Raw genomic sequence first — 25,896 nt, forward strand, 5'->3', positions numbered from 1 at the left:
GCATGCTGACGACCGAACAGCGCGAGATCTTCGGCCTCGGCGCGGACGTGCTCGACCACGACTACATCTCGGCCATCATCGCCGGCTCCCGCGTCCAGGCGGACGAGCTGGCTGGGTTGACCGCGGAGGGACTCGAGGCCTTCGGGCATCGCGAACTCATGCGCGCCATCCTCGTGCTCGTCGCCACCGATATCGCGACGCGCGGAGACGAGACCGCCTCGCGAATGGAGTCCGCCGGCATCATGGCCGACCGTCTTGTGGCCAGGCAGGGCTCGAGTGGGCTGTTCTCGAGCGAGGGCAATCTCGACTCGCCGCCGGACACCGCGTTCACGATCAATGACCTGTGCTCCTGCGTCTCGCTCATCGATGGCCGCGGTGACGACGTTCGGGTTCGATGGTCGCCGATCCGGCAGACGCTCGAGCGGATCGCGCTCCGCGCTGCTCCCGCCGTGGCCGCGGGAGGGGTGCACACCCCGAATCACCGCTGGGAGGTGGCGAGCGCGCTCGCGGGCCTCAACGCCCTGTGGCCCGACGAGCGGCTGCGCGCGCGGGCCGAGCTCTGGCTTGCTGAGGGCATCGACATCGATGCCGATGGCCTGTACTCGGAGCGAAGCGGAATTTACGCGGCCGAGGTCACGAATCCCAGCCTTCTCTCCATCGCCCGCGACCTGGGCAGGCCCGAGTTGCGCGACGTCGTGCTGCGGAACCTCCGGGCATACGCGCACCTCGTCGAAGACGACGGCGAAGTCGAGAACGTGCACTCCCGACGGCAGGACCAGAGACTCGCCTACGACGTCGAACTGTTCCTCTCGCCTCTTCGCCAGCTGGCGATCGCGCACGGTGACGCTGATCTCGCCCGCCTCGCCGAGGGCATCGTGCGGCGTGGGCTCGTTCACCCGGGTCGCCACCTCGCCGAACTCGTTCGGCACCCGGAGATCGGCGGGCGACTGCCGGAGGCCACCGATCCGCAGCCCGCCGAAGCGCAGTCCGAAACGGACGTGTTCTACCCCGTGAGCCGCCTGTTGCGGGTGCGCCGGGGACAGGTCTCGGCGTCGATCTTCGCGGGCAGCGACTTCTCCAAGACGGGGCGGATCGCGTCGGGGCTCTCCAACTCAGCGACCCTCGTGAGGGCGCGCCGAGGTGCCTTGGTGCTCCGTTCCGTGCGGCTCGCCCCCACCTTCTTCTCGATGGGCTGCATCCGCCCCGATGGCCTCGAACGCGTTCCCAACGGCGCGGTGCTGCGCGAGACACGCAGCTCCGGCTACTACGAGCCGCTCGCGCCCGATGTGCCCCGAGACCTGTCCGATCCGGTATCGGAGGGGCGTTATTTCGCGGCGATGGACTTCGAGAACCGCGCCATCGACCCGATGTCGCTGCGGACCACCGTGACCGCCGTAGTCGACGATGCTGGTGTGAGCCTCGACTTCTCATTCGGCGGCGCAGCCACTCGCTACGCCGTAGAGCTGGTCTTCGACGGGGAGCTGACCGTGAACGGCGGCGAGCCATTCGGCGGCGGCTGGTGGCTTCGCGGGCGAACGGCCGAGGTTGCGGGATTCGGCGCCGGTGCCTCGATCACGGCCTCGGGCTTCGACGACGCGCCGCCCGACTTCGACGAGGGCGAGATGTTCGGCTACGTCGGCGGCAACGACTCCATCGAGGGAACGCGCCTCCTTTTGTCGGGCTCGACGACGGCAGCGTCGAGTCTCCGCATCGATCTGGTCTGACCGCCGCCCACTCCTCGGCGGGCCGGGCGGCCTGCGAGGCGAGCGCGGCCGCGAGGTCGTTCCAGGCGAGCACCTCGAACGCAGCGGGCGGATGTTGCGCGATCGTTCGTGGCATGTAAGCCGCTTGAAACATGAGCACGGTTTGATCATCCTCATGGAGATGTCTGACAGCTGGGCAGGTAGGCAGGTCGTCGGTCACCGCATCGGCGCGGTGGAGTATGTGCTGCGCGACCTGACCGACTCGATCCACTCAGGCATCGTCGAGGTCGGTGAGCGGCTGCCGGCCGAAAGCGCGCTCGCGGCTCGATATGGAGTGAGCCGTTCCGTGATCCGCGAGGTCCTGCGCATCTGCGAGGCGCAGGGGCTCACGACCACTCGCAATGGTCGTGGCACGTTCGTCGCCAGCCAGCAGGGGGACACGCGGCTGGTTTTCGGTGAGTTCTCCGCCGCGCACCTCATCGAGGCCCGTCCCCACGTCGAAGTCCCGGCAGCGGGTCTCGCCGCCATCCGCCGAAGCGAAGCCCAGGTCACCGCGCTGCAGGAACTGCACGAGCAGATGCAGGCGGAGACGAACGCCGAGGCTTGGGTGCAACTCGACATCAGCTTCCACGGGGCGATCGCTGCGGCATCCGGGAACCCGATCTTCCAGGTCGTGCTCGAGAGCATCAGCGGCGCTCTCTCGAGCCAGTCCTCCCTCCTGAACCTCGGACCCGGCCGGCGCGAGAGCGCCGACATCGAGCACCGCGGCATCGTCTCGGCGATCGCCCGCGGCTCAGTGGCGGAAGCCGAGGACGCGATGGAGTTCCATCTCGACCAAGTCAAGGAAGCCCTGTCGCACGCGGCAGGCACGACACCAAGGGGGCCGCGTCATGACTACGCAGGACACCGACTCGAGCACGACACTCGAGGTGCAGAAGCGTGACTTCTCGCACGAGCAGGAGGGATACCGCCATGGGCTGAAGCCCCGACAGTTGCAGATGATCGCGATCGGCGGCGCGATCGGCACCGGATTGTTCATGGGCGCGGGTGGCCGCCTCGAATCCGCCGGCCCGTCGCTCTTCATCGTCTATGCCGTCTGCGGCGTGTTCGCGTTCTTCATCCTGCGTGCGCTCGGCGAGCTCGTCCTGCATCGGCCGTCTTCGGGATCGTTCATCTCGTACGCTCGAGAGTTCTTCGGGGAGAAGGCGGCGTACGTCGCCGGCTGGATGTACTTCCTCAACTGGGCGACGACTGCGATCGCGGATGTCACGGCGGTCGCGCTCTATGTGCAGTTCTGGTCGGCGTTCACTGCCGTGCCGCAGTGGGTGCTCGCGCTCATCGCGCTCGTCATCGTGTTGAGCCTCAACCTCGTCTCGGTGAAGGTCTTCGGCGAGATGGAATTCTGGTTCGCGCTCATCAAGGTCGTCGCGCTCGTGAGCTTCCTTGTGATCGGTATCGTGTTCCTCTCGGCCGGGTGGCCGCTGAACTCGGACGCCGGCACCGTCGCGCCCGGCCTGTCGATCTGGCAGGACAACGGCGGCGTCTTCCCGACCGGCCTCATCGCGAGCGTGCTCGTCGTGCAGGGCGTCGTCTTCGCCTACGCCGGCATCGAACTCGTCGGCACGGCGGCGGGCGAGACGGCGAACCCCGACAAGGTGATCCCGCGCGCGATCAACTCCGTCATCTTCCGGATCGCTGTCTTCTACGTGGGCTCGGTGCTGTTGCTCTCGCTCCTCCTGCCGCACACCGCATACTCGAGTGGCGAGAGCCCGTTCGTCACGTTCTTTGCGAGCATCGGTGACGGTTCGTCCGGCGAGATCGCCGGGTCGATCATGAACTTCGTCGTGCTCACCGCAGCGCTCTCGAGCCTCAACGCCGGTCTCTACTCGACAGGGCGAATCCTGCGATCCATGGCCATGAGCGGCGCCGCCCCCCAGTTCACCACGCGGATGAACCGCCACGGCGTTCCGTACGGCGGCATCCTGCTCACGGGTGGCGTGACCCTCCTCGGCGTCGTGCTCAATCTCTTCGTTCCCGAGGACGCGTTCGAGATCGTGCTCAACATCTCGGCCATCGGCATCGTCGCGGGCTGGGGCATGATCGTGCTGTGCCAGCTGCAGCTGCGGCGGAGGGCGCAGCAAGGGAAAGCCGTGCAGCCGGCGTTCCGGATGCCGGGTGCGCCGTTCACCTCATACCTCACCCTCGCCTTCCTGGTTGCCGTGATCGTGCTCATCGCGGTGGACTTCCCGACCGGCACGCTCACCGTCGGCGCCTTCGCGGTGATCGGCGTGCCGCTGCTGATCGTCGGCTGGTTCGCCGCGCGCAAGCGCATCTACGAGATCGCTCGATCCCGTGACGGCTTCACCGGCATGTTCCCGGTGCTCGCCGAGACTCCTGCGATGGAGGCGAAACTCGACGACAATGCCGCCGAAGAACAGAGGGACCGACAGCACGAGCCCTGATCGAGCTTGGGCTTCCGGGGCTCGGCGCGCATTCTGCGCCGAGCCCCGCTGACGTACGCGACAGGACGTCTCCTCACCCGCGCGGCGCGTGCGCCTCGAGAAACTGGTACACCTCGGGCTGGTCGATGTTTGGGTCGATCGGTTGAGCGCTCACGGTGTCCTCCCCTCGTATTCGTGCTCGCGGAGGAGTTCGCGAAGCTGAGTCCGCGCTCGTTGGTAGCGGCCGCGTGCGGTCGACTCGCTGATCCCGAGGATCGTGGCTGCTTCGGGCAAGGTGAATCCGTCCCACAGCACGAGTCGTACGAGTTCGGATTGATCGGCCGGGATGGCGTCGAGCGCGGCGCGGATGTCGAGGGTCTCCGCGTCGACATGCTCGGTCGGGAGCGTCTCGAGATGTCCGCGCAGCTTGTGGGTGAGATCGGAATGACGGATGGCGCCGCGGGCGGCGTTGGCGAGCACGCGTCTGGCGACGCCGAACAGCCACATCCGTGCTTGTTCCGGGTCTGAGGGCATCCGGTCGCCTCGCCGCCACGCGACCACGAACGTCTCACTGAGCAGATCTGCGGCGTCGGCCGGGATCCGCACCCGCCGGCCAAAATAACTGAGCAGGTCAGCAGCGTTGGCCACGTACACGTGCTCGAAGTGTGTTTCGCGCGTCGATCGGCGCCGTCGATGCATCACTGTGCTGGGCTTTCGGTCGCGTCGTCGCACGGCCCTGCTGCAACTTCCAGCCCGACCCCGTGTTTGAGGTGGCCCGCCTGCTCGAACTCGGCAGAGACGCGCTCGCCCATCACCCGTGTCGCCGCCATCGAGTAGGTCGCGGGCGGTGGGGTCGCGCCCGATGCGGCGCTCGCGGGATCGGTGAACGCGACGCGTCGTTCGACCTCGAGTTCGTACTCGGCCTCGATCTCAGCGATGGTGATGGATGCGATGAGCGAGTCCCAGTCGTGTTCCGTGAGAAACTTCCGCGCCGCCTCGACGCGCCGGTCGACTTCCTCGTCCGGCACATCGTGGTCGCGATAGTAGGGCTGCACGCTGAAGAAGACCTCGCACAGTCCGAGCTCGGTTCCGTCTTTCAACTCGAAGCTGCGCTGCGCGACGACATCCGGTGTCCAACCCATCCAGTCGAACACGGCCGGCCCAGCCGTCGCAGCCGTGACGCCGAGCCCAAGAACGCTGACCCCGAGCGCAGCGCCAGTAAGGAACCTCCGGAGACGCGACACACGGGCGCGATGGCGAGACTCTGCAACGACCGCTCGCGCAACGGCTTCAGCGTGCTCCGCAGCCGCCGGCACCGCCCCCAGCGCTCGCGGCGCAGCACCCTCCACCGCCTCATCCACCCAATCCATTGCCAGCCCCTTCGTAGAGTGCCCTCATAGAGGACATGTCCGGGATGGGCTGTTCCTTAATTGGTCAGCGAGTCTCAACCGATGTTCTGACCGACGCTGTACACGTTCGGCGAGATCTCCTCTGCTCCGATCGGTGCCGGGGCGCCATCCGGTCGGATCTCATAGGTGCCCGTTGGCCCGCTGACGGCCGTGAGTCCGCCATCTTCGCCGCATCCGACCACCCAATCTTCGTTGTTCGGGTAGATCACGAGGCAGATCGCGGAATTATCACCCTTCGCAGGTGGAGGCGATCGCCGTCATGCTCGCCCACGAAGCGGCTCGTCGTTGGATCCAGCCTGTCATAGGCGTAGTCCGGCAGATCCGTCGGGAGCGTGTCACCGGGTTCCGCTGCGCGATCCAAGACGGCGAATCCCGATCCGGGACTGATGCAGCCGGCAAGCCCTATTCCTGCGAGCAGGACAACAGCAACGACCGACGCGAGCTTCAACGCTGACACAGTCGAGATACTGCCACGGATGCCACGAAGGCTCATTCAGGCTCAGCGGGCGCCTCGGAGAGTCGTCAGGAGAGCGCGTCGACGTTGCGCAGGTAGGCGATCCAGCTGTTGCATTCGTGTACATGCGTCAGACCGATGGCGGGTGCGGCCCACATGATGAAGGCGGCGGCGTCGACCATCCCCGCCAGGTCGAAGGCGACCGGCAATAGTTCGCGCTCTGCATCGGACAGGGTCCTCGTCCGCTCATATCCGGCTACCGCAGCGTCGGCGAGGTCGCGCGGCAGGCGCCGGTCGGGATCGTCGACGGCGAGGTAGTGGAAGACGCGCGCCAGGTCGATGACGAGCGGACCGTGGTTGAGCTCGTCGAAGTCCAGCACAGCGGTGACCTCCCGGTCCGCGACCAGAAGGTTCTGGCGGTGAAGGTCATGGTGGAGCGGACCGGAGGGCAGCTCGTGCAAGCGCTCCAGCTCTTCGCTTCGGCCTTCGAGGAAGTCCCGCACGCGATCGTGCCAGTCGTCGACGCCGTCGAGCTCGGGCCGGGACGCCAGGCCCTGGTGGAGGAGGCCGAGACGGTCGATCACCGGGATCCGCTCGTCGGTCCAGTCGGCGGTGAGGAGGTGCATCCGGGCCAGCAGTTCACCCACCTGCCCTGCCAGCGCCGCGGTCATCTCGGTCGGGATGTCGCCGGGCACCCACGGGAAGACGGCGATCGGGCGAGCGGCCTCGACGACCACCTCGCCTGCGGCGGTCCGAAACGGTGCCGGCGTCGGGTACCCGTTCTCGCCGAGGAACGCGACCAGCCGCAGCTCGGCGCGGATCTTCTCGATGCCCGACATCCGGTACTCCCTCAGCACCACCTCGCCGTGGTCGGTCGCGATGCGGAAGTTGCCGTTGTCCTCGCCGCCTTCGAGCGGCTTCGGATCACCGGTGGCGCGGACCCCGAACTCGGCCAGGATCTTGGGGAACTCGATCTGATGCATTGTCTCTGTGTTTCCCGTTGTCGTCGCGGTGCCGCTGATCAGGCTATCTGCCGAGTCGCATTCGGATACTCACTCGCACGACAGCGTACAAATGGCTCATCGATCCCATATCGGGAGGCTATCGCCGGCTTCGGGAGCTGGCACAGCTCCTCACCCGCGCGGCGCGTGCGCCTCGAGGAACTGGTAGACCTCGGTCTGGTCGACGCCGGGGAAGGTGCCCGTCGGCAGCGCCGCGAGCAGCGAGGTCGGGGTGCGTGCCGCGGGCCAGGAATGATCGCCCCACCGCTCGGCGAGCGCACCCGGTGCGCGACGGCAGCAGGTCTCATCGGGGCAGCGCGACACGGCGCGGTGCGAGGTCTCCCGGCCGCGGAACCACTTGACGTGCTCGAAGGGCACGCCGACCGACACCGAGTACTCGCCCTCCTTGGCCTTCTCGATGCGCGACGTGCACCAGAACGTGCCCGAGGGGGTGTCAGTGTACTGGTACCAGGGGCTGAAGCGGTCTTCGACGTCGAACACCGTGCGGGCCGTCCAGTTGCGGCAGACGGTCGTGCCCTCCACCGCACCCAGGGCATCCGACGGGAAGCGAACCGCGTCGTTCTCGTACGCCTTGATGATCGTTCCCGACTCGTGCACCTTCATGAAGTGCACGGGGATGCCGAGCCGAGCCGTCGCGAGGTTCGTGAAGCGGTGCGCGGCCGTCTCGTACGACACCGCGAACGCATCGCGGAGCTCCTCCATGGAGATGCGCCGCAGGTTCTTCGCCTCGGTGAGGAAGCGTACGGCGGCCTGCTCGGGCAGGAGGATCGCCGCGGTGAGGTAATTCGTCTCGATGCGCTGGCGCAGAAATTCGCCGTAGTTTCTCGGCTCCTCGTGGGCGAGGATGTGGCTTGCGAGCGCCTGCAGGATCGGCGAGCGGGAGTCGCGCGAGGGCGATTGCTGCGTGGGCAGGTAGATGCGGCCGTGGCGCTTGTCGGTGACCGATCGCGTCGAGTGCGGCAGGTCGCCGACATAGTGCAGCGAGTAGCCGAGATGGCTCGCCATGTCGGCGACGAGCTGGTGCGAGACCGGACCGCCTGCATGCCCCACGGCCTCGAGCAGTTCGGCCGCCTTCGCCTCGAGCTCGGGATAGAAGTTGTCGCGAGCGCGCATCTCGGCACGCAGCTCGGCGTTCGCGCGACGTGCCTCCTCGGGCGTCGCGGCACGCTCGCGGTGCAGGCGATCGATCTCGTTGTGCAGCGTGAGGATGGTCTGCAGGGTCTGGTCGTTGAACGCCTTGCCGACGCGGAACGGCGCGAGTCCGAGCGCGGCGAACACGGGCCCGCGCTGGGCGCGCTCGACGGCGATCTCGAGCGCGGCGCGCTGGCTCGGGGCATCCGTTCGCAGCAGTTCATCGACGCTCGTGCCGAGCGCGAGGGCGATCGTGCGCAGCATCGAGAGGCGCGGCTCGCGCTTGCCGTTCTCGATCGACGAGACCTGCGAGGGGGCGCGGTCGATCGCCGTGGCGAGTTCGCCGAGCGTCATTCCAAGTGCGGTGCGGCGTTCGCGGATGCGCCGGCCGAGCGTGAGCGCGTCGACCTCGTCGGGCCCATGGCCGTCGGCGCCCGAAGGCGCGGCAGGGGCGGCTGCGAGAGCCGTCTGGGCGGTGCGATCGGCGATGACCATGTCTCCGATGGTCACATGGGCGAGCGGATGCCGCAAACAGAAGAACGGCGAAAGTTCTGCAAGTGGCGAAACGGCTGACTGAACGGCCTGTTGACACCGCAGCTGCAGTATGCCGGGATGAACCCATGGCGACCACGTCGCAAACCGCTGAGGATCCTGAAGCTCTGCTCGAACGAGCTCGGGAGACCTTCCGCGCCGGCGATGCGCTCGGCGCCTGGACGCTGTGCGAGCGGATCGCAGAACTCGGCCGATCGAGCGGCGAGCCGGCGATGATCGCCCGGGCTGCGCTCGTGATCCGCGGCGTCACCGAAGGAGCGGTCGTCGCGCGCGTGCACGCGCTCAGCCGCGAAGCACTCGCGAGGCTCGGCGACAACGACAACGACAGCGACAACGACAGCGACGACGACACCGACATCGACACCGACGAGGTGCTCCGAGTACGAGTTCGGGCCCAGCTCGCAGCGACGACCGACCTGTGGGCCACCTCGCCCGGCGGCCACACCGCCGCCGGCGCCTTGGCAGACGCCGAAGCGTCAGGCGACCCGGAGGCGATCCTCATCGCCCTCCATGCGCAACGCGCCGCGCTCAGCAATCCGCTGCACGCGCGCGAGTGGCTCGATATCGGCGCACGCGCGATCGGGCTCGGCCTTCGCAGCGGCGATGGGGACCGGGTCGCCTGGGGGCACTTCTGCCGAATGGACGCGCATTGGATGCTCGGTGACCGGGCGGCGCTCGAGAACGAAGTGCGATTGCTCCGGGCGGACACGGACCTCGAGCGGGAGCCGACCGCGGCCTGGCGACTCGAGCTCGTTCGCGCGTGCCTTGCCCTGCACGATGGACGGTTCAAGCTGGCCGCGCAGCTGGCGGATCGCGCGATCGCGACCGGCCGGGCGCTCGGACTCGGCGACGCCGAGTTCTTCGAGATGGTCTTCCGCTTGCAGTTCACCGCCCAGGTCGGCCCGAACGAGGCGGTCGACACCAGCACCGAGCGGGCTCTCCGCGAGAGCGTCGATTCGGGCCTCTTCCTCGGACGCCTGATCCTCGCGTCGTTCCTGTCGGATCGCGGGCGCGATGAGGAGGCGGCGCGCGAGTGGCATCTCATGCGCGGACACCTCGCTGACATCCCCACCCATCTGCATGAGTTCGTCGTCGCCCTGACGAGCGCATCGAAGATCTGCGCTCGGCTCGGCGACCTCGAATCCGCCCGGTTCCTGTATGCCGAGCTGCTGCCATATGAGGAGATGCAGGTCACCGGTGGTGCTCACACACCGTCGCTCGGGCCTGCGGCGCTCTACCTCGCCGAGCTCGCCGAGTTGCTCGGCGACCCGGAATCGGCGGAGGAGCACGCGCGCGATGCGCTGGCATCCGCGATCTCGATGGCCTCGCCCACCTTCGAGGCGAGATCACTCCTCGTGCTCGCCCGCCTCACGCGACGGCGGAATCGGAAGGACACTCCCGGCCCGTCGGCGCGTGAGTACGCGGCGGGGGCGCGGGCGATCGCGGAACGGCTCGACTGGTCGGCGTTCCTGCTCCTCGTCGACGCGGTCGTCACCGCCGACCACCACGGAGGCCTCTCGAACCGGGAGTTCGAGATCGCCGGCCTCGTCGCTGCCGGGCGCAGCAATCGTCAGATCGCGGCCGAGCTCTACCTCTCCGAGCGAACCGTCGAGTCGCACATCTCGCACATCTTCGCAAAGCTCGGGGTCACCTCACGGGTGGATGTCGCGATGTGGTACTCCGCGCGGCGATGAGCGCCGGCGCGCTGGGCAGAGCGCCCGCTCACCGTACGAGTGCGGGCTTGAGCTCGCGGGCGAAGAAGTCCATGAAGCCGTCGACATCCGGACCCGAGTTCGCGAGCACGACGTGGTCGTAGCCCACGCGCTCGTACTCGCGGATCGCCTCGAGGTGCTTGGCGGCATCCGGTCCGCACGGCAACTTCGCGGCCACGTCCTCTTCTCGGATGAGCGCCGAGGCGGCTTCGAAGTTCGCCGGGTTCGGCAGCTCGCTCATGACCTTCCAGCCGGTGAGCGACCAGCGGGATGACTCGTGGGCGGCGCGCACCGCCGACTCCTCGTCGGGCGCCCACGCGAGTCCGACCTCGCCGTAGCGCGGCCCGTCACCGCCGGCGCGTCGATACGCCTTGAGGATCGAGGGTTTCGCCTCGTTGCCGAACAGGCCGTCGCCGAGCTCGGCCGCGAGCCTCGCGGCATCCGGTCCGCCCGCAGCCACCGCAATCACCGGGAGCTTCTCGGGGAGGTCGAAGACGCGCGCATCCTCGAGGCGGAGGTACCTGCCCCGATACGAGTGGTAGCCGCCCGACCACAGCAGGCGGATGATCTCGAGCGCCTCGTGGAGCATCGCCTGGCGCTCGGCGACCGCCGGGAACCCGCTGCCGACCACGTGCTCGTTCAAGCGCTCGCCGGAGCCGACGCCGAGCGTGAACCGGCCGTCCGAGACGAGGGCGAGGGTCGCCGCGGCCTGGGCGATGATCGCCGGGTGATATCGCAGCGTCGGGCAGGTCACGCCGGTGGCGAGACCGAGCGAGTCCGTCGTCGCGGCGATGGCCCCGAGCACCGTCCACGCGAAGGGCGAATGCCCCTGCGAGTCGAGCCACGGGTGGTAGTGGTCGCTGATCTCGACGAAGTCGAATCCCGATTCCTCGGCGAGGCGGGCCTGCCGCACGAGTTCCTGCGGTCCGAACCCTTCTGCCGAAAGCTTGTAGCCGTACTGCATGATCGTCGTCTCCCTTCGACAGGGGCGACGTTACGCCCGCGGCATCCGTGCCGGCAGCCGTTGCACACGGCGTCGGATGCCGCCACAATACGCCGCGATCCACTCGCGTTATACGCCGCGCTTCTCGAAACGGCAAGGGCCTACTACCGCGAGAACCGCCGATCTACCGTGTCGGTACCGACCGGTGTTCCGCGGCCTCGCCGCGGCGCAGGCAACCCGAGAAAGCGAGTCGACGATGACGAACAGCATGCCTCCAGATGCCCCCACGCCTCCCACCGGAACTCCACCGAGCGGTATGCCGCCGACCGGCGCCATGCCGCCGACCGGCGCCATGCCGCCGACCGGCACGACGCCGCCGACCGGCACGACGCCGCCGACCGGCACGATGCCTCCCGCTGGCACGATGCCTCCCGCCGGCACGACCGCGTCGGGAACGGCGCCCGTCGGCACCACACCTGAGCTGCGCGACGAAGCTGCGATGCTCGCGGAAGACGCCGGACAAGCAGGCCGACGAGTGGCCGACGTCGCGAAGGAGGAGACGAAGTCGGTCGCCTCCGAGACGCGCCGTCAGGCTCGGCAGCTTGCCGACCAGGCGGGCAGCGAGCTCCGCGACCAGGCCGCCGTGCAACAGCGACGCGTCGCGAGCGGGTTGCGAGCCGTCGGCAGCCAGTTCTCCCAGATGGCCGAGAGCTCGACCGAGTCGGGGTACGCCACCGATCTCGTTCGGCAAGCCGGCAGCAGCGCCGATGAGGTCGCCCGCTGGCTCGACGCCCGCGACCCGGAATCCCTGCTCGAAGAGGTCAAGGGGTTCGCCCGGCGCCGTCCGGGCGTGTTCCTCGCGATCGCACTGGGTGCCGGTGTCATCGCGGGCCGGATGACCCGGGCCCTCACGGCCCCCGCCGAGGATGAGCTCACGAGCGGGACATCCCGAGGAGGCCTGCCAACGGGCACGGCGCGCCCGCGCGCCGCCGTGCCGACCAGCCCGAGCACGCCGATCTTCACCGAGGACACGGATGCCGCCACGGCGCCATTCCCCGGAGAGCGCTTCGGCGGAACGGGATCCACTCCACCGAGAGGCGGGTTGCGATGACGAACAATTCGGGCGCCGACCTGCCGGCCCCGTCGGAGCAACAGGCCGCGAACACGTCGCTCGGCGACCTCATCGCCGAGGTCAGCAGCGACGTCTCGACGCTCATGCGACAGGAGGTCGAGCTCGCAAAGGCCGAGATCAGGCAGACGGCGATCCGCGCCGGGAAGGGCGCCGGCATGTACGGCGCAGCCGGCGTGGCCGGGCTGCTCACCGCGCTCTTTCTCTCGATCGCGGTGTGGTGGGGCCTCGGCTACCTGATCGGCAACGCCTGGTCGGCAGTCGTCGTCGCGGCCATCTGGGCGATCGTCGCGGTCGTGCTCGCGCTCGTCGGCAAGCGGGAGTTCGACTCCGTCGACGGCATGCCGAAGACCGTCGACAGCATCAAGAAGATCCCCGATACGTTGAAAAGGAATGAGGAGAACCGATGAGCGACCCCAGTGAGATCCGCTCCGACATCGAGCGGACTCGACGAGAACTCGGCGAGGACGTCGACGCGCTCGCCGACAAGGTCAACCCGGCGAAGATGGCGCACCGCCAGACCGACAAGGTGCGGCGTGCGGTGAACAGGGTCACCGATCGGGTGATGGGCACCGCCTCGGATGTCGCCGAGTCGGCCCACGACGCGATGGACACCGCCGGTGAAGCCGTCGCCGAGGCGCCGCAACGCGTGACCTCGGCAACGAGGGGCAACCCGATCGGTGCCGGCCTCATCGCCTTCGGCGTCGGCTGGCTCCTCTCGTCGCTGATGCCGGCCTCGAAGCCCGAGCGCGACGTCGCCGAGAAGGCGAAGGAAGCGGCAGCCCCGCTCGTCGACGAGGTGCGCGACGTGGCGATGGAGTCGGCCGACCACCTGAAGGAGCCGGCACGTGAGGCCGTCGACGCCGTGAAGGAGCGCGCAGCCGAGGCAGTGGACACCGTCAAGGAAGAGGGCGGCGCCGCGGCATCCGACGTCCAAGCCGAGGCCAAGCACGCGGCCGAGCGACACACGGAGTGAGTGAGTGCGGGGGGTGACGATCGCCACCCTCCGCGGGCAGACTCGAGTCATGGCCATCTCCGAATCCGACCTCGTCCACCTTCGCCGCGTCGTCGAGCTCGCGAGGGAGGCCGCCGACGCGGGTGACGGCCCGTTCGGGTCGGTGCTCGTCGACGCCGCCGGCACCGAACGCTTCGCCGACCGCAATCGGGAGGCGACCACAGGGGATCCGACGCGGCATCCCGAGTTCGAGATCGTGCGATGGGCTGTCATCCACCTCACCCCGGAGGAACGCGCGAGCGCGACGGTGTACACCTCGGGAGAACACTGTGCGATGTGCTCCGCCGCGCACGCTTGGGTGGGCCTGGGCCGGATCGTGTACGTCGCCTCCGGCCACCAGATCGTGGCGTGGCGCGCGGCGCTCGGGGCCGACAGCTCGCCGGTGGCGAACCTGCCGATCACGGCGGTGGCCCCTGGGCTCGTGGTCGAGGGACCGGTCGACGAACTCGTCGACGAGGTGCGCGTGCTCATCGAACGGCACGCCCGGCGCAACTGACCGCGGTTCGCAGGCGGGTCCTTCTGCGACGCAGCCGCGCTCACCGACAGCGCCGCACAGGTGACCAACTGGCGCTCCAACAGACTCGACCGTCGGCATGAGGACTCCAGCGGCCGCGCCTGATCGCTTCGGCCGGCGTGCGAGTCCTGCGCCGAGAGGGCGCTTCGTGTCGCTATAGACCTGCCATTCCGACACGAAGCGCACTTTCGAGCCGCGAAGTTCTGCGGAGCGGAAGAACCCGGGAAGTTCACCCCCTGGATCGTCGCTGTGTGGGTCGCGAGCGGTCGCAGAGTGGATGCAGAGACCCCGGATGGCGCTGAAGCAGGCGCCGACGGCCGCACCGAAGCATCCGCTCAGCACCGACGAAGGAGCACCACGATGAGCACGAATCGCCCCGGAGACCAGACCCAGACCGCTGCCGAGCTGCAGCTCGAGTGGGACGCGAACCCTCGCTGGGATGGCGTCAGCCGCGACTACACCGCCGCCGACGTCATCGCCCTCCGCGGACCGGTGCGCGAGGAGCGCACGCTCGCCAAGCGCGGCGCCGAGAGGCTCTGGCAGCTTATCCAGGAGAACACCGGCACGGCGTTCACACCCCAGGCCGACCCGAAGTGGGCCGCGGCGCTCGGCGCTCTCACCGGCAACCAGGCCGTGCAGCAGGTGCGCGCCGGCCTGCAGGCGATCTACCTCTCGGGCTGGCAGGTCGCGGCCGATGCGAACCTGAGCGGCCAGACCTATCCCGACCAGTCGCTCTACCCCGCGAATTCGGTGCCCGCCGTCGTGAGGCGCATCAACAACGCGTTGCTGCGGGCCGGCCAGATCGAGGCATCCGAGGTGGTTTCGACCGGCTCAACCACCGAGAAGGACTGGATGGCGCCGATCGTCGCCGACGCCGAGGCCGGCTTCGGCGGACCGCTCAACGCCTACGAGCTCATGGGCCAGATGATCGAGGCCGGTGCTGCCGGCGTGCACTGGGAAGACCAGCTCGCGAGCGAGAAGAAGTGCGGCCACATGGGCGGCAAGGTGCTCGTGCCGACGTCGCAGCACATCCGCACGATCAACGCGGCGAGGCTGGCGGCGGATGTCGCGGGCGTGCCGTCGATCATCATCGCCCGCACCGACGCACTCGCCGCGACCCTCCTCACGAGCGACCACGACGAGCGCGACAAGCCGTTCGTCACGGGCGAGCGTACCGCCGAGGGCTTCTACGAGGTGCAGAACGGCATCGAGCCGGTCATCGCCCGCGGCCTCGCCTACGCCGAGTACGCCGACCTGCTGTGGGTCGAGTCGGCCGAGCCCGACCTCGACCTCGCGCGCCGGTTCGCCGAGGCGGTGCACGCGAAGTTCCCGGGCAAGCGCCTGAGCTACAACTGCTCGCCGTCGTTCAACTGGAAGCGCCATCTCGACGATGCCCAGATCGCGACCTTCCAGCGCGAGCTCGCGGCGATGGGCTACGCGTTCCAGTTCATCACCCTCGCGGGCTTCCACGCCCTCAACCACTCCATGTTCACGCTCGCGAAGGACTACCACGAGCGGCACATGAGCGCCTACGTCGAGCTCCAGGAGGCGGAATTCGCCTCGGAGGCATTCGGATACACCGCCACGCGCCACCAGCGCGAGGTCGGCACCGGCTACTTCGACCGGATCGCCACCGCACTGAACCCCAAGAGTGCAACCCTCGCCCTCGTCGGATCGACCGAGGAAGAACAGTTCTGATCCCGCCACCAACCGGCAAGGAGACACGACCATGAACACCACGCCCAGCATGACCATCGAACGCACGGATGCCACGCCCATCGCCGCGCGTGCAGCGCACGCTGCACATCCCGCGACGGGCAGCTTCCAGACCGTCGAACCCCGCATCGAGGTGACGGCGCCCCTCGGCGGGCGTTACGACGAGATCCTCACTCCCCAGGCGCTCGAGTTCCTCGCCGAGCTGCACGATCGCTTCGCGAGCACTCGCCACGAACTGCTCGCCGCTCGCCTGCAGACCCGAGTCGACGCCGCGAACGGCCGTGATCCGAGGTTCCTGCCCGAGACCGAGTCGATCCGGCGCGACCCCTCGTGGCGCGTCGCGGGCGCCGGCCCGGGCCTCGAAGACCGCCGTGTCGAGATCACCGGCCCGACCGACCGAAAGATGGCGATCAACGCCCTCAACTCGGGCGCCAAGGTCTGGCTCGCCGACCAGGAGGATGCCACGAGCCCCACTTGGGCGAACGTGATCGAAGGTCAGCTCAGCCTCTTCGACTTCCTGCATGGTGAGCTCGAGTACACGAGCCCCGAGGGCAAGCAATATCGCGTCACGGCCGAGGAGACGCCGACGATCGTGATGCGGCCGCGCGGCTGGCACCTCACCGAGAAGCACTTGAGATTCCACGACCGGGCGGGGCGCGCGATGCACGCCTCGGGCTCGCTCGTCGACTTCGGCCTGTACTTCTTCCACAACGCGCAGGCGCTCATCGCGGCGGGCCGCGGGCCGTACTTCTACCTGGCCAAGCTCGAGTCGCACCGCGAGGCGAAACTCTGGAACGACATCTTCGTCTTCGCGCAGCAGCGGCTCGGCATCCCGGAGGGCACCGTGAGTGCAACGGTGCTCATCGAGACGATCCAGGCCGCGTTCGAGATGGACGAGATCCTCTACGAGCTGCGCGACCACTGCGCCGGCCTGAACGCCGGCCGCTGGGACTACATCTTCTCGATCGTGAAGACGTTCCGCTCGCGAGGCCGCCGCTGGGTGACGCCAGACCGCAAGTCGATCACGATGACCGTGCCGTTCATGCGCGCCTACACCGAGCTGCTCGTCGCAACCTGCCACAAGCGGGGAGCGCATGCCATCGGCGGCATGAGCGCGTTCATCCCGAATCGGCGCGACCCGCAGGTGACCGAGCGCGCGCTCGCCGCGGTCGCCGCCGACAAGCGCCGCGAGGCATCCGACGGCTTCGACGGCACCTGGGTGGCCCACCCCGACCTCATCCCGACCGCTCGAGCGGAGTTCGACGCGGTGCTGGGGGAGCGGCCGAACCAGGTCGACCGTTTGCGCGACGACGTCGAGGTGACGGCGGCGCAGCTGCTCGACATCCCGTCGATCGGCGGGCAGGTCACCGAGGGCGGCGTGCGCGACAACGTCTCGATCGGCATCCGCTACATCGAGTCCTGGTTGCGCGGCACCGGGGCCGCGGCGATCGACAATCTCATGGAGGATGCCGCGACGGCCGAGATCTCGCGCTCGCAGATCTGGCAGTGGCTCAACGAGAACACCATCACCGCCGAGGGCACCCGCATCGACCACGCGTGGATGGAGGGGCTCGTGGCATCCGTCATCGCCGGCCTCGATCGCTTCGACGGCGACCGGTTCGACGACGCGATCGAGGTGTTCCGGCATGTCGCGCTCGAGCCGGAGTTCCCGACGTTCATCACGCTGGGGGCGTACGCGCGCTACCTCTGACGGATGGCGCCCGACGACGACGCCGTCCGTGCGCGGGTGTAATGGCGCGTGACTCCGCCACTGATGCGATTTCAGCATCAGTGGCGGAGTCTCCGTCGGAGAACGCCGAGTGCCGTATGCACCCGAGGGCTCTGGAAGAATCGATGATCGTGCACGACATCACGATCCGTCCGGCTTCATCGGCAGACGCCGAGGCGCTCGCCGACCTCGCCGCCGAGACGTTCCCGCTCGCGTGCCCACCCCACACGACGCCTGAGGCGATCGCGGCGTTCATCGCCGAGCACTTCACGGTCGCGCGCTTCGGGGAGTACCTCGCCGACGAGCGCCGTGCGATCCTCGTCGCCGAGGACGACGGCCGGCTCGTCGGTTACTCGATGCTCATCACGGGCGAGCCGGGCGATGCCGACGCCGCGGCCGCACTCACGGTCCGGCCGGTTGTGGAGCTCAGCAAGTTCTACACCCGGGCGCTCGCCCACGGCACGGGAGTCGCCGCGCCGCTGATGTCGGCGACGCTTGCCGCGGCGGCGGCGGCGACCGGCGCAAGGGCGGTGTGGCTCGGCGTGAACGAGGAGAACGCCCGAGCGATCCGCTTCTACGAGAGAAGCACGGCTTCGCGAAGGTCGGTCGCAAGCACTTCACGGTCGGCGGCCGGGTCGAAGACGACTGGGTGCTCGAGCTGCCGCTCGACTGAGCTGCTCTTGCCGTCAACCAGATAGCTGACTATGGTCAGAGATATGACCGACCAGCAGCTCGACCGCGCCTCGATCGATCGCGTCCGCGCCTTCAATCGCGCCGTCACGGCGCGCATCGGAGCCCTCGAAGACGAGTACCTCGGCAGCGCTCGATCGCTCGGCGCCTCGCGGGTGCTCTGGGAGGTGCACGACGGCGGCGTCGACGTGCGCGAGATCCGCGAGCGCCTCGAGCTCGACTCCGGCTACCTCAGCCGGTTGCTCCGTTCCCTCGAGCGGGAGGGTCTCGTCGGCCTCGAGGCATCCGCTGCGGACTCCCGCGTGCGAACGGCCCGACCGACCGATGCCGGCCGGGCCGAGCGCGCCGAGCTCGACCGGCGCAGCGACGAGCTCGCGGCATCCCTGCTCGCACCCCTCAGTCCTCGCCAGCGCGAGCGACTCGTCGAGGCGATGGGCACCGCGATGCGCCTGCTCGAGGCCGGCCTCGTGACCATCGAGCCAGCGGATGCCGCGTCCGACGACGCCCGCGCGTGTCTGTCGGCCTACTACGCCGAGCTCGCCGCGCGCTTCCCGGGCGGCTTCGACCCGGCGCAGAGCCTCCACCCCGACACCCGGGAGTTCGCCGAGCCGAGCGGCCGGTTCCTCATCGCCCGCCTGCACGGCGAGGCGATCGGATGCGGCGCCGTGCTGTTCCACGGCTCCGAACCCGCGTATATCAAGCGGATGTGGGTCGACGATGACGTGCGCGGCATGGGCGTGGGACGCCGCATCCTCGAGGCACTCGAGCAGACCGCGCGGGAGCACGGCGCGACATCCGTGACCCTCGAGACGAACGCCAGCCTCACCGAGGCGATCGCGATGTACCGCGCGGCCGGGTACGTCGAGGTGCCGCCGTTCAACGACGAGTTCTACGCCGACCACTGGTTCGAGAAGCGCCTCGAATAGGGCGCCTACACGGCGGATGCAGGGGCAGCCGTGCGCGCCGCACCGCGCGCGATCGCCCACGTGCCGAGGCCCGAGGCGAGGAACACACCCGCGAGGATCGCCCACCCGCCGAAGCCGAGCGAGAGCGCGGTCGACGTGACGAAGAGGGGCGCCACCATCGCGCCGAGCGAGTAGCCCATCGAGAACACGCCCTGGTAGGTGCCCGCACGCACGGGGTCGGCGAGTTCGAAGCTGAGCCCCCAGCCGCCGGCTTGCGAGAGCACCTCGGCGAACGCGTGCGCAACAGCAGCGAGCACGACGACCGCGATCGCGAAGCCGACGGGAAGGCCGGCCGCGGCGGCGTACACGAGGCACGCGGCCGCCATGAGCCACGCGGCGATGGCCGAGACTCGACCCGCGCGGCGCAGGTCGTGCGTGCCCCGGGAGAGCGGCACCTGGAAGATGATGACGATGACCGTGTTGAGGATCAGCACGGCCGCGACGAGCACCTCGGGCGCGGCAGTCTCGTTCGCGATCCAGAGCGGCACGCCCACCTCGCCGACGCCGAACTGCATGCCGAACACCGCGGTCAGCGCGGTGAGTGCCAGGTAGCGCGGGTCGCGCCAGGGCGAGTGGCGGCGCAGCGCGCGACGCTCGGCGACGGCGGATGCCGCGACATCCGTCGACCCGGTCTCGGTCGTCACGGGCGGCGCGGCGGGTGGCCTCGGCGCGTCGACGGAGGTCGGGAGCTTCACGAGCTGCACGAGGCCGAGCAGGTACATGACGCCGGCGCCGACGATGATCCAGCGGTAGGCCTCGGCGGTTCCGGCGAGCAGGGCGATCGCTCCGATGCCGGAGCCCACGGCGATCGCGAGGTTCGTCACCGTGCGCAGCACGGCCCGGGCGTGCACCCGGGCGTCGGCGTCGAAGGCGCGCGCGATGATCGCCATGCGAGTCGAGTTCGTGGCCTGCCCGATGGCCCCGACCGCCACGGCGATGATGAGGGCGCTCGTGAAGTCCCCGGCGAAGACGTAGCAGATGAGGCCGATGGCCTCGAGGGTCGTGAGCACGAGGAGCAGTCGCCTGGCGCTCAGGCGATCGGCGAGCCAGCCGCCCGCGAGCGACGAGAGCACGCCCGCTGCGCTCGCGGCGCCGAGCACGATCGCGACCTCGTGCGGTGCGAGCCCGACGATGAGCGTGAAGTAGAGCACGGTGACGGTGAGGAAGACGCCCCGCCCCACCCGGCTGATGAGCGTGGCCGTGACGAGGATCCGCAGCACCGGATCGGCAACGGATGCCGCGAGGCGGGCGACGAGGCCAGGTCGACGGCCGTTCGGGGTGCCGGGCGCCGCAGCGTCCGCGGCATCCGCTTCGTCGACGCTCGTGGCAGCGCCGTCGAGTTCGGGATCGATGATCGGAACGGTTCCGGTGTCGGGGCTGGTGCTCACTCCTCAGTTCTGTCAGAAGCCCGGGGCGCGTCGAAATCGATGTAGCGTAGTGCTTCATGCTCCGCTATCTGCTGACCGAAGACGACGTCGGCGCCGTGCGGTTCGGCATCTCGCCGCTCTGCGAGCTCGGGCTGTCGATCCGGGCCATCGCCGACCCCTCGCGCTTCCCCCTGCAGGTGGGCTGGCTCCGCCGCACCGAGGTCGCCCGCGAGCGACTCGACCACGTCGCGCTCCTGGCGCTCATCGACGAGCGCGGGTGGACGCCCGACTTCCTGAACCCGCGTCCGAGCTCGCCGCTCACGCGTCTCGACGACGAGCTCGCGGCGTTGCTCGCGATGCCGGCGGAGGTATTCCGCGACGATCTCGTCGCGGTGTTCGGGCAGGTGCCCGAGGTGTTCGAGGGCTCGACGACCAGGGCACTGCGTCGCGTCGTCGCGGCCCTCGGCCAGCTGTGGGAGACCTGCTTCGAGCCCTACTGGCCGCGCATGCGCGCCGTGCTCGAGGCGGACATCGTCTACCGGGGCCGGCAGGTGTCGCAATCGGGGCTCTCCGCCATGCTCAACGGGCTGACGTCGCGGATCTCGTACGACCACGGGGTCATCGAGATGCGGATGGCCGACCCACGGCCCCGGGTGCGCGCCGTCGGCGGCGAGGGCCTGACCCTCGTGCCGACGATGTTCACGAGACGCGGCTCGGCGCCGGTCGGCGACGGACCGCCGATGGTCCTGTATCCGGCCCGCGGGCAGGGCGCACTGTGGGAGACCGAGCGCGTCGCGAACCCTGCCGCCGTCGCGGCGATCCTCGGCGAGACGAGGGCGAGCCTGCTCGCCGCCCTCGGCGACCCCGCTTCGTCGACGGAGCTCGGCGTGCGCCTCGGGGTGACGGCATCGGCCGTCAACCAGCACTTGCGCGTGCTCCGCGACGCCGGCCTCCTCGTCAGCACTCGCTACGGGCGCAGCGTGCTCTACCTCCGCAGCGAGCTCGGCACGGCGCTGCTCACCTCACGCGCCGGCTGAGATGGACTAGCGCTCGGCGGGGTGGCTGAGATCGACGTCCCACTCGGCGAGATCGGCGGCTTCGAGTTGCCACACGTACTCGTTCTTCAGCTTGCGCCCGTCGCCCGAGAACGGCCCGGTGCGGTGCGGGTAGAACGCCACGGTGGGCATCGTGTGATCGGGCGCGGTGAGGATCGCGTTGTTGAAATCACTGTTCAGCGCGCGAAGCTCGGCGACGATGTGGGTGCGATACGCGGCCTCGTCGATCGGCACGGCGGCCGCGGCATCCGTCAACTGCAGGGCGATGTGGAGCTGACGGTCGCCGCGCTCGTCTTCGAAGCTGATGAGTCGGTGGTTCTCGACCGCCTGGAGCAGTTTCGCGTCACCGTAGATGACGTCGCGCAGGGCGTCGGGGGCGACGACCGCTCCGTTGTAGTCGATCGACATGTCGCTGCGGCCGTAGTGGAACAGGAGCGGCAGGTCGAGGAACTGCTGGCGCACCAGGCGGTGCAGGCCGAACTCCTCGAGGATCGGCGTCAGCTCCCGGATGCGCATGACGTGTCCGCGGTCGTGGATGTTGTAGCGGATGCGCGGGTTGATGTTCTGCTTGCGGACGATCGTGACGACGAGCTCGCCCGCGTCGTTCGTCTCGACCAGGTAGTCGTACGGATTGAACTGGAACACCATCGGCATCACCCCGTACTCGGCCTGCTTGGTGATGCGCTTGGCGAGCTTCGGGCTCGCGGCGATGGCCTTTCGGAGCTCGACCGTGTAGTCCGTCTCGATCGCGATGTTGATCTCGAGGTCGGAGGCCCCGTACGACCCGAACGCGCTGTGCGCATAGCGCAGGATGTGTGCGCGCATGTTCTCGCTGATGCCCTCGCCGCCGAACGCCGCCACGATGTCGTACTGCTCCCAGTCGAGGCGGGTGTCCTCGAAGAGTGCCTTCAGGAACGGCGGATAGCTCAGGATGATGTACGTGTAGTCGGTGCCGAACTCGGCCATGGTCTGGATGATCTTGTTCCGGTCGGGCCCGATCGACTTGATCATCGTGACCTCGGTGAGGCTCGTCGTGACATTCATGCCCGTCGCCCAGGCCCCGAGCGAGAATGCGTTCAGCACGAACGGCTGCTTCTTCAGCGTGCGCGCCGTGCGCCAGAAGCCGACCTGGAGGAGCTGCCTGGTGGCGAGCCGCTCGTCGGGGCCGCGCACCCAGCTCGTCGGCGTTCCCGAGCTGCCGGATGACTCGTCGACGACGACACCGCGCCGCGGGAGTCGCCCGCCGATGCTGCGCTCGGAGATCGGCCAGCGCTTGATATAGCTGTCCTTGTCCATCTCGGGTACCGCGGCGAAGGCCGCGCTCAGGTCGCCCCTGCGCTTCAACTTGTGCGGCGTGCCTCGCTCGTCGAGGAACGCCCGATATGCCGGAACATGACGTGCCGCGAACTCGAATGTGCGCCAGGCGCGCCAGCGGCCGAGTACCCAGCGCACTGGCTCGATGCCCGGACCGAGCAGCACCTTGTGCGTGTGCACGCTGCGCGTGAAGAGCCGCACGACGGCGTCTTGCGCCCAGACGAAGGCGAAGATGAAGGGTTTCACGCGGATTCCTCTCGAAGGAGCATCGCGGCAGCTGGACGCCGGTGCGCGAAGGGGGGCTCGGCGGAGTGGCCGAACCGGAACAGCATCCACGCCATGCGTCCATCCGTCTCGACAGCGCCCACGGCATCAGCGAATCGCGCGTGGGAGTCGGGGTTCGTGATGACGGTGCCGAACGGGTGCAGCCGCACTCCATACAGCGTGAACTCCAACCACACCCGCATGAACGCGCGACCGGCCTCGACATAGTCGGCGGGACCCTCGAACGGTCCGGTCAGCCAGCCCAGTTGGCGCACCCCACGCATGGTGTTCAGGTAGATCGAGCGGATGATCGACCCGACGACGGGCGCCGACCACCACTCGCGGTGGGCCATCGCCAGCTTCAGGATGCCGCCGGGCATGAGCATCGTCTCGGCGGAGAGCCCGTCGGCTGCCGCCGCCGCCTCAGCGCGCGAGAAGCGCAGCCAGTGCATGATCTCGGCGTACACCGCGTTGTTCTGCAGGTCGGAGAACAGGGTCGCCTGATTGATGTGCACGAGGTCGTGCACCGTGTGCTCGTCGGCGGTCGTCTCGAAACGCTGCCCGCTCGCGGCCGCGACGTCGCGGGCCCGCGCGATGACGTCGGGCGGAACGAGCGTGCGGTCGTAGGGCCGTCGCGAGGTGCGTCGCGCGCGAAAGGCCTCCAGCCGGCGGGATGCCTCGGCGGTGACCGGCGCGGGCTCGAGGCGTACCATGCCGATCGGATGCAGGCGATCTGCGGCGGCGAAGTCCATGTCGGCGTGCCGGAGCTCTTCGACCACGGTGAACCCATGACCGGCGGCGACGGTGGCGAGGCTCTCGAGGAAGACGCCGGCGCACACATGGCCGAACGGAATGCCGAACGACTCGGCCGGAAGGCCGAGGTCGAGGTCGTAGAACACCCGCGCCTCGCGGTCGCCGATCGGCTGCACCTTGATGGGTTGGGAGTTGTGGGGCGACGGGTAGCGCCGTGCCTCTTCGATGAGGTCAGGCCATGGCGACGTCGTCATGGGGACATCCTGACACCTCGGCCGGGATTCGACATGAACGGTGCGCGGGCTGACGCGCGATTCGCCGCCGATCGCTACTCGGGATCGGGCGCGACCCGCAGCACGAGCTTGCCCCGCACGTGGCCGCCCTCGAGCACGCGATGCGCCTCGGCGCCCTCCTCGAGCGGGAACTCCTGCTCGACGTGCACGCGCACGGCGCCGTCGTCGATGAGCCGCGTGATGACCGCGAGGGTGCGCGCGTCGGGCGAGACCGAATAGCCGGTGGCACGGATGCCGCGAGCCGCTGCATCTTCGGCCATCGTGGGCCACGACCCGGTCGGCACGGTCACGATGAGCCCGTCGGGACGCAGCGCGTCGAGCGAGCGGGTGCTCGTGTCATCCGTGCCATTGCCGATGAGGTCGATGACGACGTCTTGGTCGTGCGCGACCCGTTCGAACCGCTCGCGCTCGTAGTCGATGACGTGCCTGGCGCCGAGCGCCCGCACGAGGTCGGCGTTGCGGGACGAGCAGGTGGCCGTCACGTTCGCGCCGAAGTACGACGCGAACTGCACCGCGAAATGGCCGACACCGCCGGCGCCGGCGTGGATCAGCATCCGCTGGCCGTCGTGGGCGCGCGCCGTGTCGATGACGGCGCCCCATGCGGTGAGGGCGGCGAGCGGCACGGCGGCCGCCTCGACGAAGCCGAGCGTCGCGGGCATCGGCGTGAGGCTCATCGACGAGACCGAGATGAATTCGGCGTAGCTGCCCCCGAGTCGCGGCACGCGGCCCATGCCGTAGACCCGATCGCCGGGCTGCAGCGGGTGTTGCGCGTACGGCACCGTCTCGACGACGCCGGCGAAGTCGTTGCCGAGCACGGCGGGGTAGCCGGTGATCGCGGCCGACACCCCGCGGCCCGCGCGAGTCTTCATGTCGATGGGATTCACGCCCGCGGCGACGACGCGCACGAGCACCTCATCGCTCACGCGGCGCGGCATCGGGACCTCGGCGATGTGCAGTTCGTCGGGCGCCCCGACCCGATCGATCACCAGGGCACGCATCGTCTCGGTCATCCGCTACCTCCTGAGCACCATTCTGACTCACCACTATGGTGCACTCAGGGTCGATATCGGCACTCGCGCGGACGGGACCGTTCGTTCAGGATCCAGCCAGTGCCTCGAGGTACGCCGTGAGGCTCCGCTCGAGCTCAGTGATCAACGCCTCCCGCTCCTCCTCCCGGGTCATGACGATCGCCGGCATCGTTCCGCGCACTGTGTGAATCAGGATCGTCACGGTTCTCGCGAGCGCCTCAGGGCCGAGCGCGGGGAGCAGTCGCTCGGCGAGAGAACTCACTTGCGCGTGAATGAGCTGCGACATCGGCGCCACGGCGTCTCGCACTGCATCGGGCATATCCGGGCGGGTCAGCAGTGCCTTGAACCCGGGCTGGGCGAGGTTCAGTTCCACGAGCGGGCGGATCACCGCTCGCACGGCGAGCGGCACCGCCATGGTTGCGAGCGCCTCGACATCGATCTGACGCTCCGCGAGTTGCTGGGCGTAGCGCTCCGCGAGCGCGCGCGCGACATCCTCCTTGTCGGAGAAGAACTGATAGAGCGACCCCGGCGAGATCCCCGCGCGGGCGGCGATGGCATTCGTCGTCGTCGACTCGTAGCCGCGCTCACCGAACTCGATGGCGGCCGCGGCGAGAATCTGCTCGATGCGCGCCTGGCCTCGCGCCTGACGCTTCACCGTCGGCGATTCGGGCGACATTGACACCTCCGGTAGACAAAC

General features: G+C 68.9%; 24 protein-coding genes. 14 read left to right on the forward strand and 10 right to left on the reverse strand.

The window, feature by feature from the left end; genetic code table 11:
- The first annotated feature begins 2 nt into the window (after window positions 1-2).
- The 3 genes from QFZ29_RS01255 to QFZ29_RS01265 all read left to right on the forward strand — a co-directional run bounded on the left by QFZ29_RS01255 (window position 3) and on the right by QFZ29_RS01265 (window position 4,165).
- Window positions 3-1,724, forward strand: coding sequence for a hypothetical protein (locus QFZ29_RS01255; RefSeq protein WP_306892426.1), 1,722 nt, complete (start codon window positions 3-5; stop codon window positions 1,722-1,724).
- 160 nt (window positions 1,725-1,884) lie between these two features.
- Window positions 1,885-2,646: a FadR/GntR family transcriptional regulator gene (locus QFZ29_RS01260; protein WP_306892427.1), complete on the forward strand. Its 762-nt coding sequence runs from the start codon at window positions 1,885-1,887 to the stop codon at window positions 2,644-2,646.
- A complete protein-coding gene (locus tag QFZ29_RS01265; RefSeq protein ID WP_306892428.1) occupies window positions 2,594-4,165 on the forward strand; it encodes an amino acid permease in 1,572 nt (523 codons plus the stop codon). Before QFZ29_RS01260 ends, QFZ29_RS01265 begins: the two co-directional genes overlap by 53 nt.
- A gap of 150 nt (window positions 4,166-4,315) precedes the next feature.
- Here the strand turns inward: QFZ29_RS01265 and QFZ29_RS01270 are convergent, their stop codons facing one another.
- Both QFZ29_RS01270 and QFZ29_RS01275 read right to left on the reverse strand, forming a co-directional pair.
- On the reverse strand, window positions 4,316-4,843 hold the full coding sequence (locus tag QFZ29_RS01270; protein WP_306896560.1) for an RNA polymerase sigma factor: 528 nt from the start codon (window positions 4,841-4,843) through the stop codon (window positions 4,316-4,318).
- Window positions 4,843-5,514, reverse strand: coding sequence for a hypothetical protein (locus tag QFZ29_RS01275; RefSeq protein WP_306892429.1), 672 nt, complete (start codon window positions 5,512-5,514; stop codon window positions 4,843-4,845). Before QFZ29_RS01275 ends, QFZ29_RS01270 begins: the two co-directional genes overlap by 1 nt.
- Before the next feature lie 280 nt (window positions 5,515-5,794).
- On the opposite strand from QFZ29_RS01275, the gene QFZ29_RS01280 reads away from it, so the two are divergent.
- Entirely contained in the window at window positions 5,795-6,007 is a 213-nt protein-coding gene (locus tag QFZ29_RS01280) for a hypothetical protein (RefSeq protein ID WP_306892430.1), read from the forward strand.
- A gap of 68 nt (window positions 6,008-6,075) precedes the next feature.
- Here the strand turns inward: QFZ29_RS01280 and QFZ29_RS01285 are convergent, their stop codons facing one another.
- Both QFZ29_RS01285 and QFZ29_RS01290 read right to left on the reverse strand, forming a co-directional pair.
- Entirely contained in the window at window positions 6,076-6,990 is a 915-nt protein-coding gene (locus QFZ29_RS01285; RefSeq protein ID WP_306892431.1) for a phosphotransferase, read from the reverse strand.
- A gap of 150 nt (window positions 6,991-7,140) precedes the next feature.
- Window positions 7,141-8,655 carry a helix-turn-helix transcriptional regulator gene (locus QFZ29_RS01290; protein ID WP_306896561.1) on the reverse strand — a complete coding sequence of 505 codons (1,515 nt, stop codon included), beginning with the start codon at window positions 8,653-8,655 and terminating at the stop codon, window positions 7,141-7,143.
- A 125-nt stretch (window positions 8,656-8,780) separates the two neighbouring features.
- On the opposite strand from QFZ29_RS01290, the gene QFZ29_RS01295 reads away from it, so the two are divergent.
- Window positions 8,781-10,406, forward strand: a complete 1,626-nt coding sequence (locus tag QFZ29_RS01295) for a helix-turn-helix transcriptional regulator (protein ID WP_306892432.1) — start codon at window positions 8,781-8,783, stop codon at window positions 10,404-10,406.
- A gap of 28 nt (window positions 10,407-10,434) precedes the next feature.
- Here the strand turns inward: QFZ29_RS01295 and QFZ29_RS01300 are convergent, their stop codons facing one another.
- Window positions 10,435-11,388: a TIGR03557 family F420-dependent LLM class oxidoreductase gene (locus QFZ29_RS01300; protein ID WP_306892433.1), complete on the reverse strand. Its 954-nt coding sequence runs from the start codon at window positions 11,386-11,388 to the stop codon at window positions 10,435-10,437.
- A gap of 295 nt (window positions 11,389-11,683) precedes the next feature.
- Here QFZ29_RS01300 and QFZ29_RS01305 point away from each other — a divergent pair, with 295 nt between their 5' ends.
- From QFZ29_RS01305 to QFZ29_RS01340, 8 genes are all read left to right on the forward strand, one after another.
- Window positions 11,684-12,478: a hypothetical protein gene (locus QFZ29_RS01305; RefSeq protein WP_306892434.1), complete on the forward strand. Its 795-nt coding sequence runs from the start codon at window positions 11,684-11,686 to the stop codon at window positions 12,476-12,478.
- Window positions 12,475-12,906, forward strand: a complete 432-nt coding sequence (locus QFZ29_RS01310; RefSeq protein ID WP_306892435.1) for a phage holin family protein — start codon at window positions 12,475-12,477, stop codon at window positions 12,904-12,906. The genes QFZ29_RS01305 and QFZ29_RS01310 overlap by 4 nt, the downstream gene beginning before the upstream one ends.
- Window positions 12,903-13,472, forward strand: a complete 570-nt coding sequence (locus QFZ29_RS01315) for a DUF3618 domain-containing protein (RefSeq protein ID WP_306892436.1) — start codon at window positions 12,903-12,905, stop codon at window positions 13,470-13,472. The genes QFZ29_RS01310 and QFZ29_RS01315 overlap by 4 nt, the downstream gene beginning before the upstream one ends.
- Before the next feature lie 49 nt (window positions 13,473-13,521).
- Window positions 13,522-14,007, forward strand: coding sequence for a nucleoside deaminase (locus QFZ29_RS01320; RefSeq protein WP_306892437.1), 486 nt, complete (start codon window positions 13,522-13,524; stop codon window positions 14,005-14,007).
- 378 nt (window positions 14,008-14,385) lie between these two features.
- Window positions 14,386-15,723 carry an isocitrate lyase gene (gene aceA / locus QFZ29_RS01325; protein WP_306892438.1) on the forward strand — a complete coding sequence of 446 codons (1,338 nt, stop codon included), beginning with the start codon at window positions 14,386-14,388 and terminating at the stop codon, window positions 15,721-15,723.
- A 31-nt stretch (window positions 15,724-15,754) separates the two neighbouring features.
- Window positions 15,755-17,452, forward strand: coding sequence for a malate synthase A (gene aceB, locus QFZ29_RS01330; protein WP_306892439.1), 1,698 nt, complete (start codon window positions 15,755-15,757; stop codon window positions 17,450-17,452).
- Between the two features lie 149 nt (window positions 17,453-17,601).
- A complete protein-coding gene (locus QFZ29_RS01335; RefSeq protein WP_306892440.1) occupies window positions 17,602-18,168 on the forward strand; it encodes a GNAT family N-acetyltransferase in 567 nt (188 codons plus the stop codon).
- An 18-nt stretch (window positions 18,169-18,186) separates the two neighbouring features.
- On the forward strand, window positions 18,187-19,086 hold the full coding sequence (locus QFZ29_RS01340; protein ID WP_306892441.1) for a bifunctional helix-turn-helix transcriptional regulator/GNAT family N-acetyltransferase: 900 nt from the start codon (window positions 18,187-18,189) through the stop codon (window positions 19,084-19,086).
- Window positions 19,087-19,091: 5 nt separating this feature from the next.
- Here QFZ29_RS01340 and QFZ29_RS01345 read toward each other — a convergent pair whose 3' ends face one another.
- Window positions 19,092-20,513 (reverse strand): MFS transporter, encoded by a 1,422-nt coding sequence (locus QFZ29_RS01345; protein ID WP_306892442.1) that lies wholly within the window; start codon window positions 20,511-20,513, stop codon window positions 19,092-19,094.
- A gap of 56 nt (window positions 20,514-20,569) precedes the next feature.
- Between QFZ29_RS01345 and QFZ29_RS01350 the strand changes: the two genes are divergently transcribed.
- Complete coding sequence (locus tag QFZ29_RS01350; RefSeq protein ID WP_306892443.1) at window positions 20,570-21,529, forward strand: ArsR/SmtB family transcription factor; 960 nt, start codon at window positions 20,570-20,572, stop codon at window positions 21,527-21,529.
- Between the two features lie 6 nt (window positions 21,530-21,535).
- Here QFZ29_RS01350 and QFZ29_RS01355 read toward each other — a convergent pair whose 3' ends face one another.
- The 4 genes from QFZ29_RS01355 to QFZ29_RS01370 form a co-directional block, all read right to left on the reverse strand.
- Entirely contained in the window at window positions 21,536-23,107 is a 1,572-nt protein-coding gene (locus QFZ29_RS01355) for a CoF synthetase (RefSeq protein ID WP_306892444.1), read from the reverse strand.
- Complete coding sequence (locus QFZ29_RS01360) at window positions 23,104-24,132, reverse strand: hypothetical protein (protein WP_306892445.1); 1,029 nt, start codon at window positions 24,130-24,132, stop codon at window positions 23,104-23,106. The genes QFZ29_RS01355 and QFZ29_RS01360 overlap by 4 nt, the downstream gene beginning before the upstream one ends.
- Window positions 24,133-24,206: 74 nt before the next feature.
- Window positions 24,207-25,181, reverse strand: coding sequence for an NADP-dependent oxidoreductase (locus QFZ29_RS01365; protein WP_306892446.1), 975 nt, complete (start codon window positions 25,179-25,181; stop codon window positions 24,207-24,209).
- Window positions 25,182-25,266: 85 nt separating this feature from the next.
- Window positions 25,267-25,875: a TetR/AcrR family transcriptional regulator gene (locus tag QFZ29_RS01370; protein WP_306892447.1), complete on the reverse strand. Its 609-nt coding sequence runs from the start codon at window positions 25,873-25,875 to the stop codon at window positions 25,267-25,269.
- Window positions 25,876-25,896: the final 21 nt, after the last annotated feature.

The sequence above is a fragment of the Agromyces albus genome, from assembly GCF_030815405.1.
Taxonomy (GTDB): Bacteria; Actinomycetota; Actinomycetes; order Actinomycetales; family Microbacteriaceae; genus Agromyces; species Agromyces albus_A.

What these genes read in the sequence shown, in the direction of transcription:
- QFZ29_RS01290 (WP_306896561.1), bottom strand. Translation starts at nt 8,655, where the DNA reads ATGGTCATCGCCGATCGCACCGCCCAGACGGCTCTCGCAGCCGCCCCT.
- QFZ29_RS01340 (WP_306892441.1), top strand. Translation starts at nt 18,187, where the DNA reads ATGACCGACCAGCAGCTCGACCGCGCCTCGATCGATCGCGTCCGCGCC.
- QFZ29_RS01370 (WP_306892447.1), bottom strand. Translation starts at nt 25,875, where the DNA reads ATGTCGCCCGAATCGCCGACGGTGAAGCGTCAGGCGCGAGGCCAGGCG.
- QFZ29_RS01255 (WP_306892426.1), top strand. Translation starts at nt 3, where the DNA reads ATGCTGACGACCGAACAGCGCGAGATCTTCGGCCTCGGCGCGGACGTG.
- aceA (WP_306892438.1), top strand. Translation starts at nt 14,386, where the DNA reads ATGAGCACGAATCGCCCCGGAGACCAGACCCAGACCGCTGCCGAGCTG.
- QFZ29_RS01285 (WP_306892431.1), bottom strand. Translation starts at nt 6,990, where the DNA reads ATGCATCAGATCGAGTTCCCCAAGATCCTGGCCGAGTTCGGGGTCCGC.
- QFZ29_RS01265 (WP_306892428.1), top strand. Translation starts at nt 2,594, where the DNA reads ATGACTACGCAGGACACCGACTCGAGCACGACACTCGAGGTGCAGAAG.
- QFZ29_RS01310 (WP_306892435.1), top strand. Translation starts at nt 12,475, where the DNA reads ATGACGAACAATTCGGGCGCCGACCTGCCGGCCCCGTCGGAGCAACAG.
- QFZ29_RS01315 (WP_306892436.1), top strand. Translation starts at nt 12,903, where the DNA reads ATGAGCGACCCCAGTGAGATCCGCTCCGACATCGAGCGGACTCGACGA.
- aceB (WP_306892439.1), top strand. Translation starts at nt 15,755, where the DNA reads ATGAACACCACGCCCAGCATGACCATCGAACGCACGGATGCCACGCCC.
- QFZ29_RS01260 (WP_306892427.1), top strand. Translation starts at nt 1,885, where the DNA reads ATGTCTGACAGCTGGGCAGGTAGGCAGGTCGTCGGTCACCGCATCGGC.
- QFZ29_RS01305 (WP_306892434.1), top strand. Translation starts at nt 11,684, where the DNA reads ATGCCGCCGACCGGCGCCATGCCGCCGACCGGCGCCATGCCGCCGACC.
- QFZ29_RS01350 (WP_306892443.1), top strand. Translation starts at nt 20,570, where the DNA reads ATGCTCCGCTATCTGCTGACCGAAGACGACGTCGGCGCCGTGCGGTTC.
- QFZ29_RS01275 (WP_306892429.1), bottom strand. Translation starts at nt 5,514, where the DNA reads ATGGATTGGGTGGATGAGGCGGTGGAGGGTGCTGCGCCGCGAGCGCTG.
- QFZ29_RS01270 (WP_306896560.1), bottom strand. Translation starts at nt 4,843, where the DNA reads ATGCATCGACGGCGCCGATCGACGCGCGAAACACACTTCGAGCACGTG.
- QFZ29_RS01360 (WP_306892445.1), bottom strand. Translation starts at nt 24,132, where the DNA reads ATGACGACGTCGCCATGGCCTGACCTCATCGAAGAGGCACGGCGCTAC.
- QFZ29_RS01300 (WP_306892433.1), bottom strand. Translation starts at nt 11,388, where the DNA reads ATGCAGTACGGCTACAAGCTTTCGGCAGAAGGGTTCGGACCGCAGGAA.
- QFZ29_RS01295 (WP_306892432.1), top strand. Translation starts at nt 8,781, where the DNA reads ATGGCGACCACGTCGCAAACCGCTGAGGATCCTGAAGCTCTGCTCGAA.
- QFZ29_RS01365 (WP_306892446.1), bottom strand. Translation starts at nt 25,181, where the DNA reads ATGACCGAGACGATGCGTGCCCTGGTGATCGATCGGGTCGGGGCGCCC.
- QFZ29_RS01320 (WP_306892437.1), top strand. Translation starts at nt 13,522, where the DNA reads ATGGCCATCTCCGAATCCGACCTCGTCCACCTTCGCCGCGTCGTCGAG.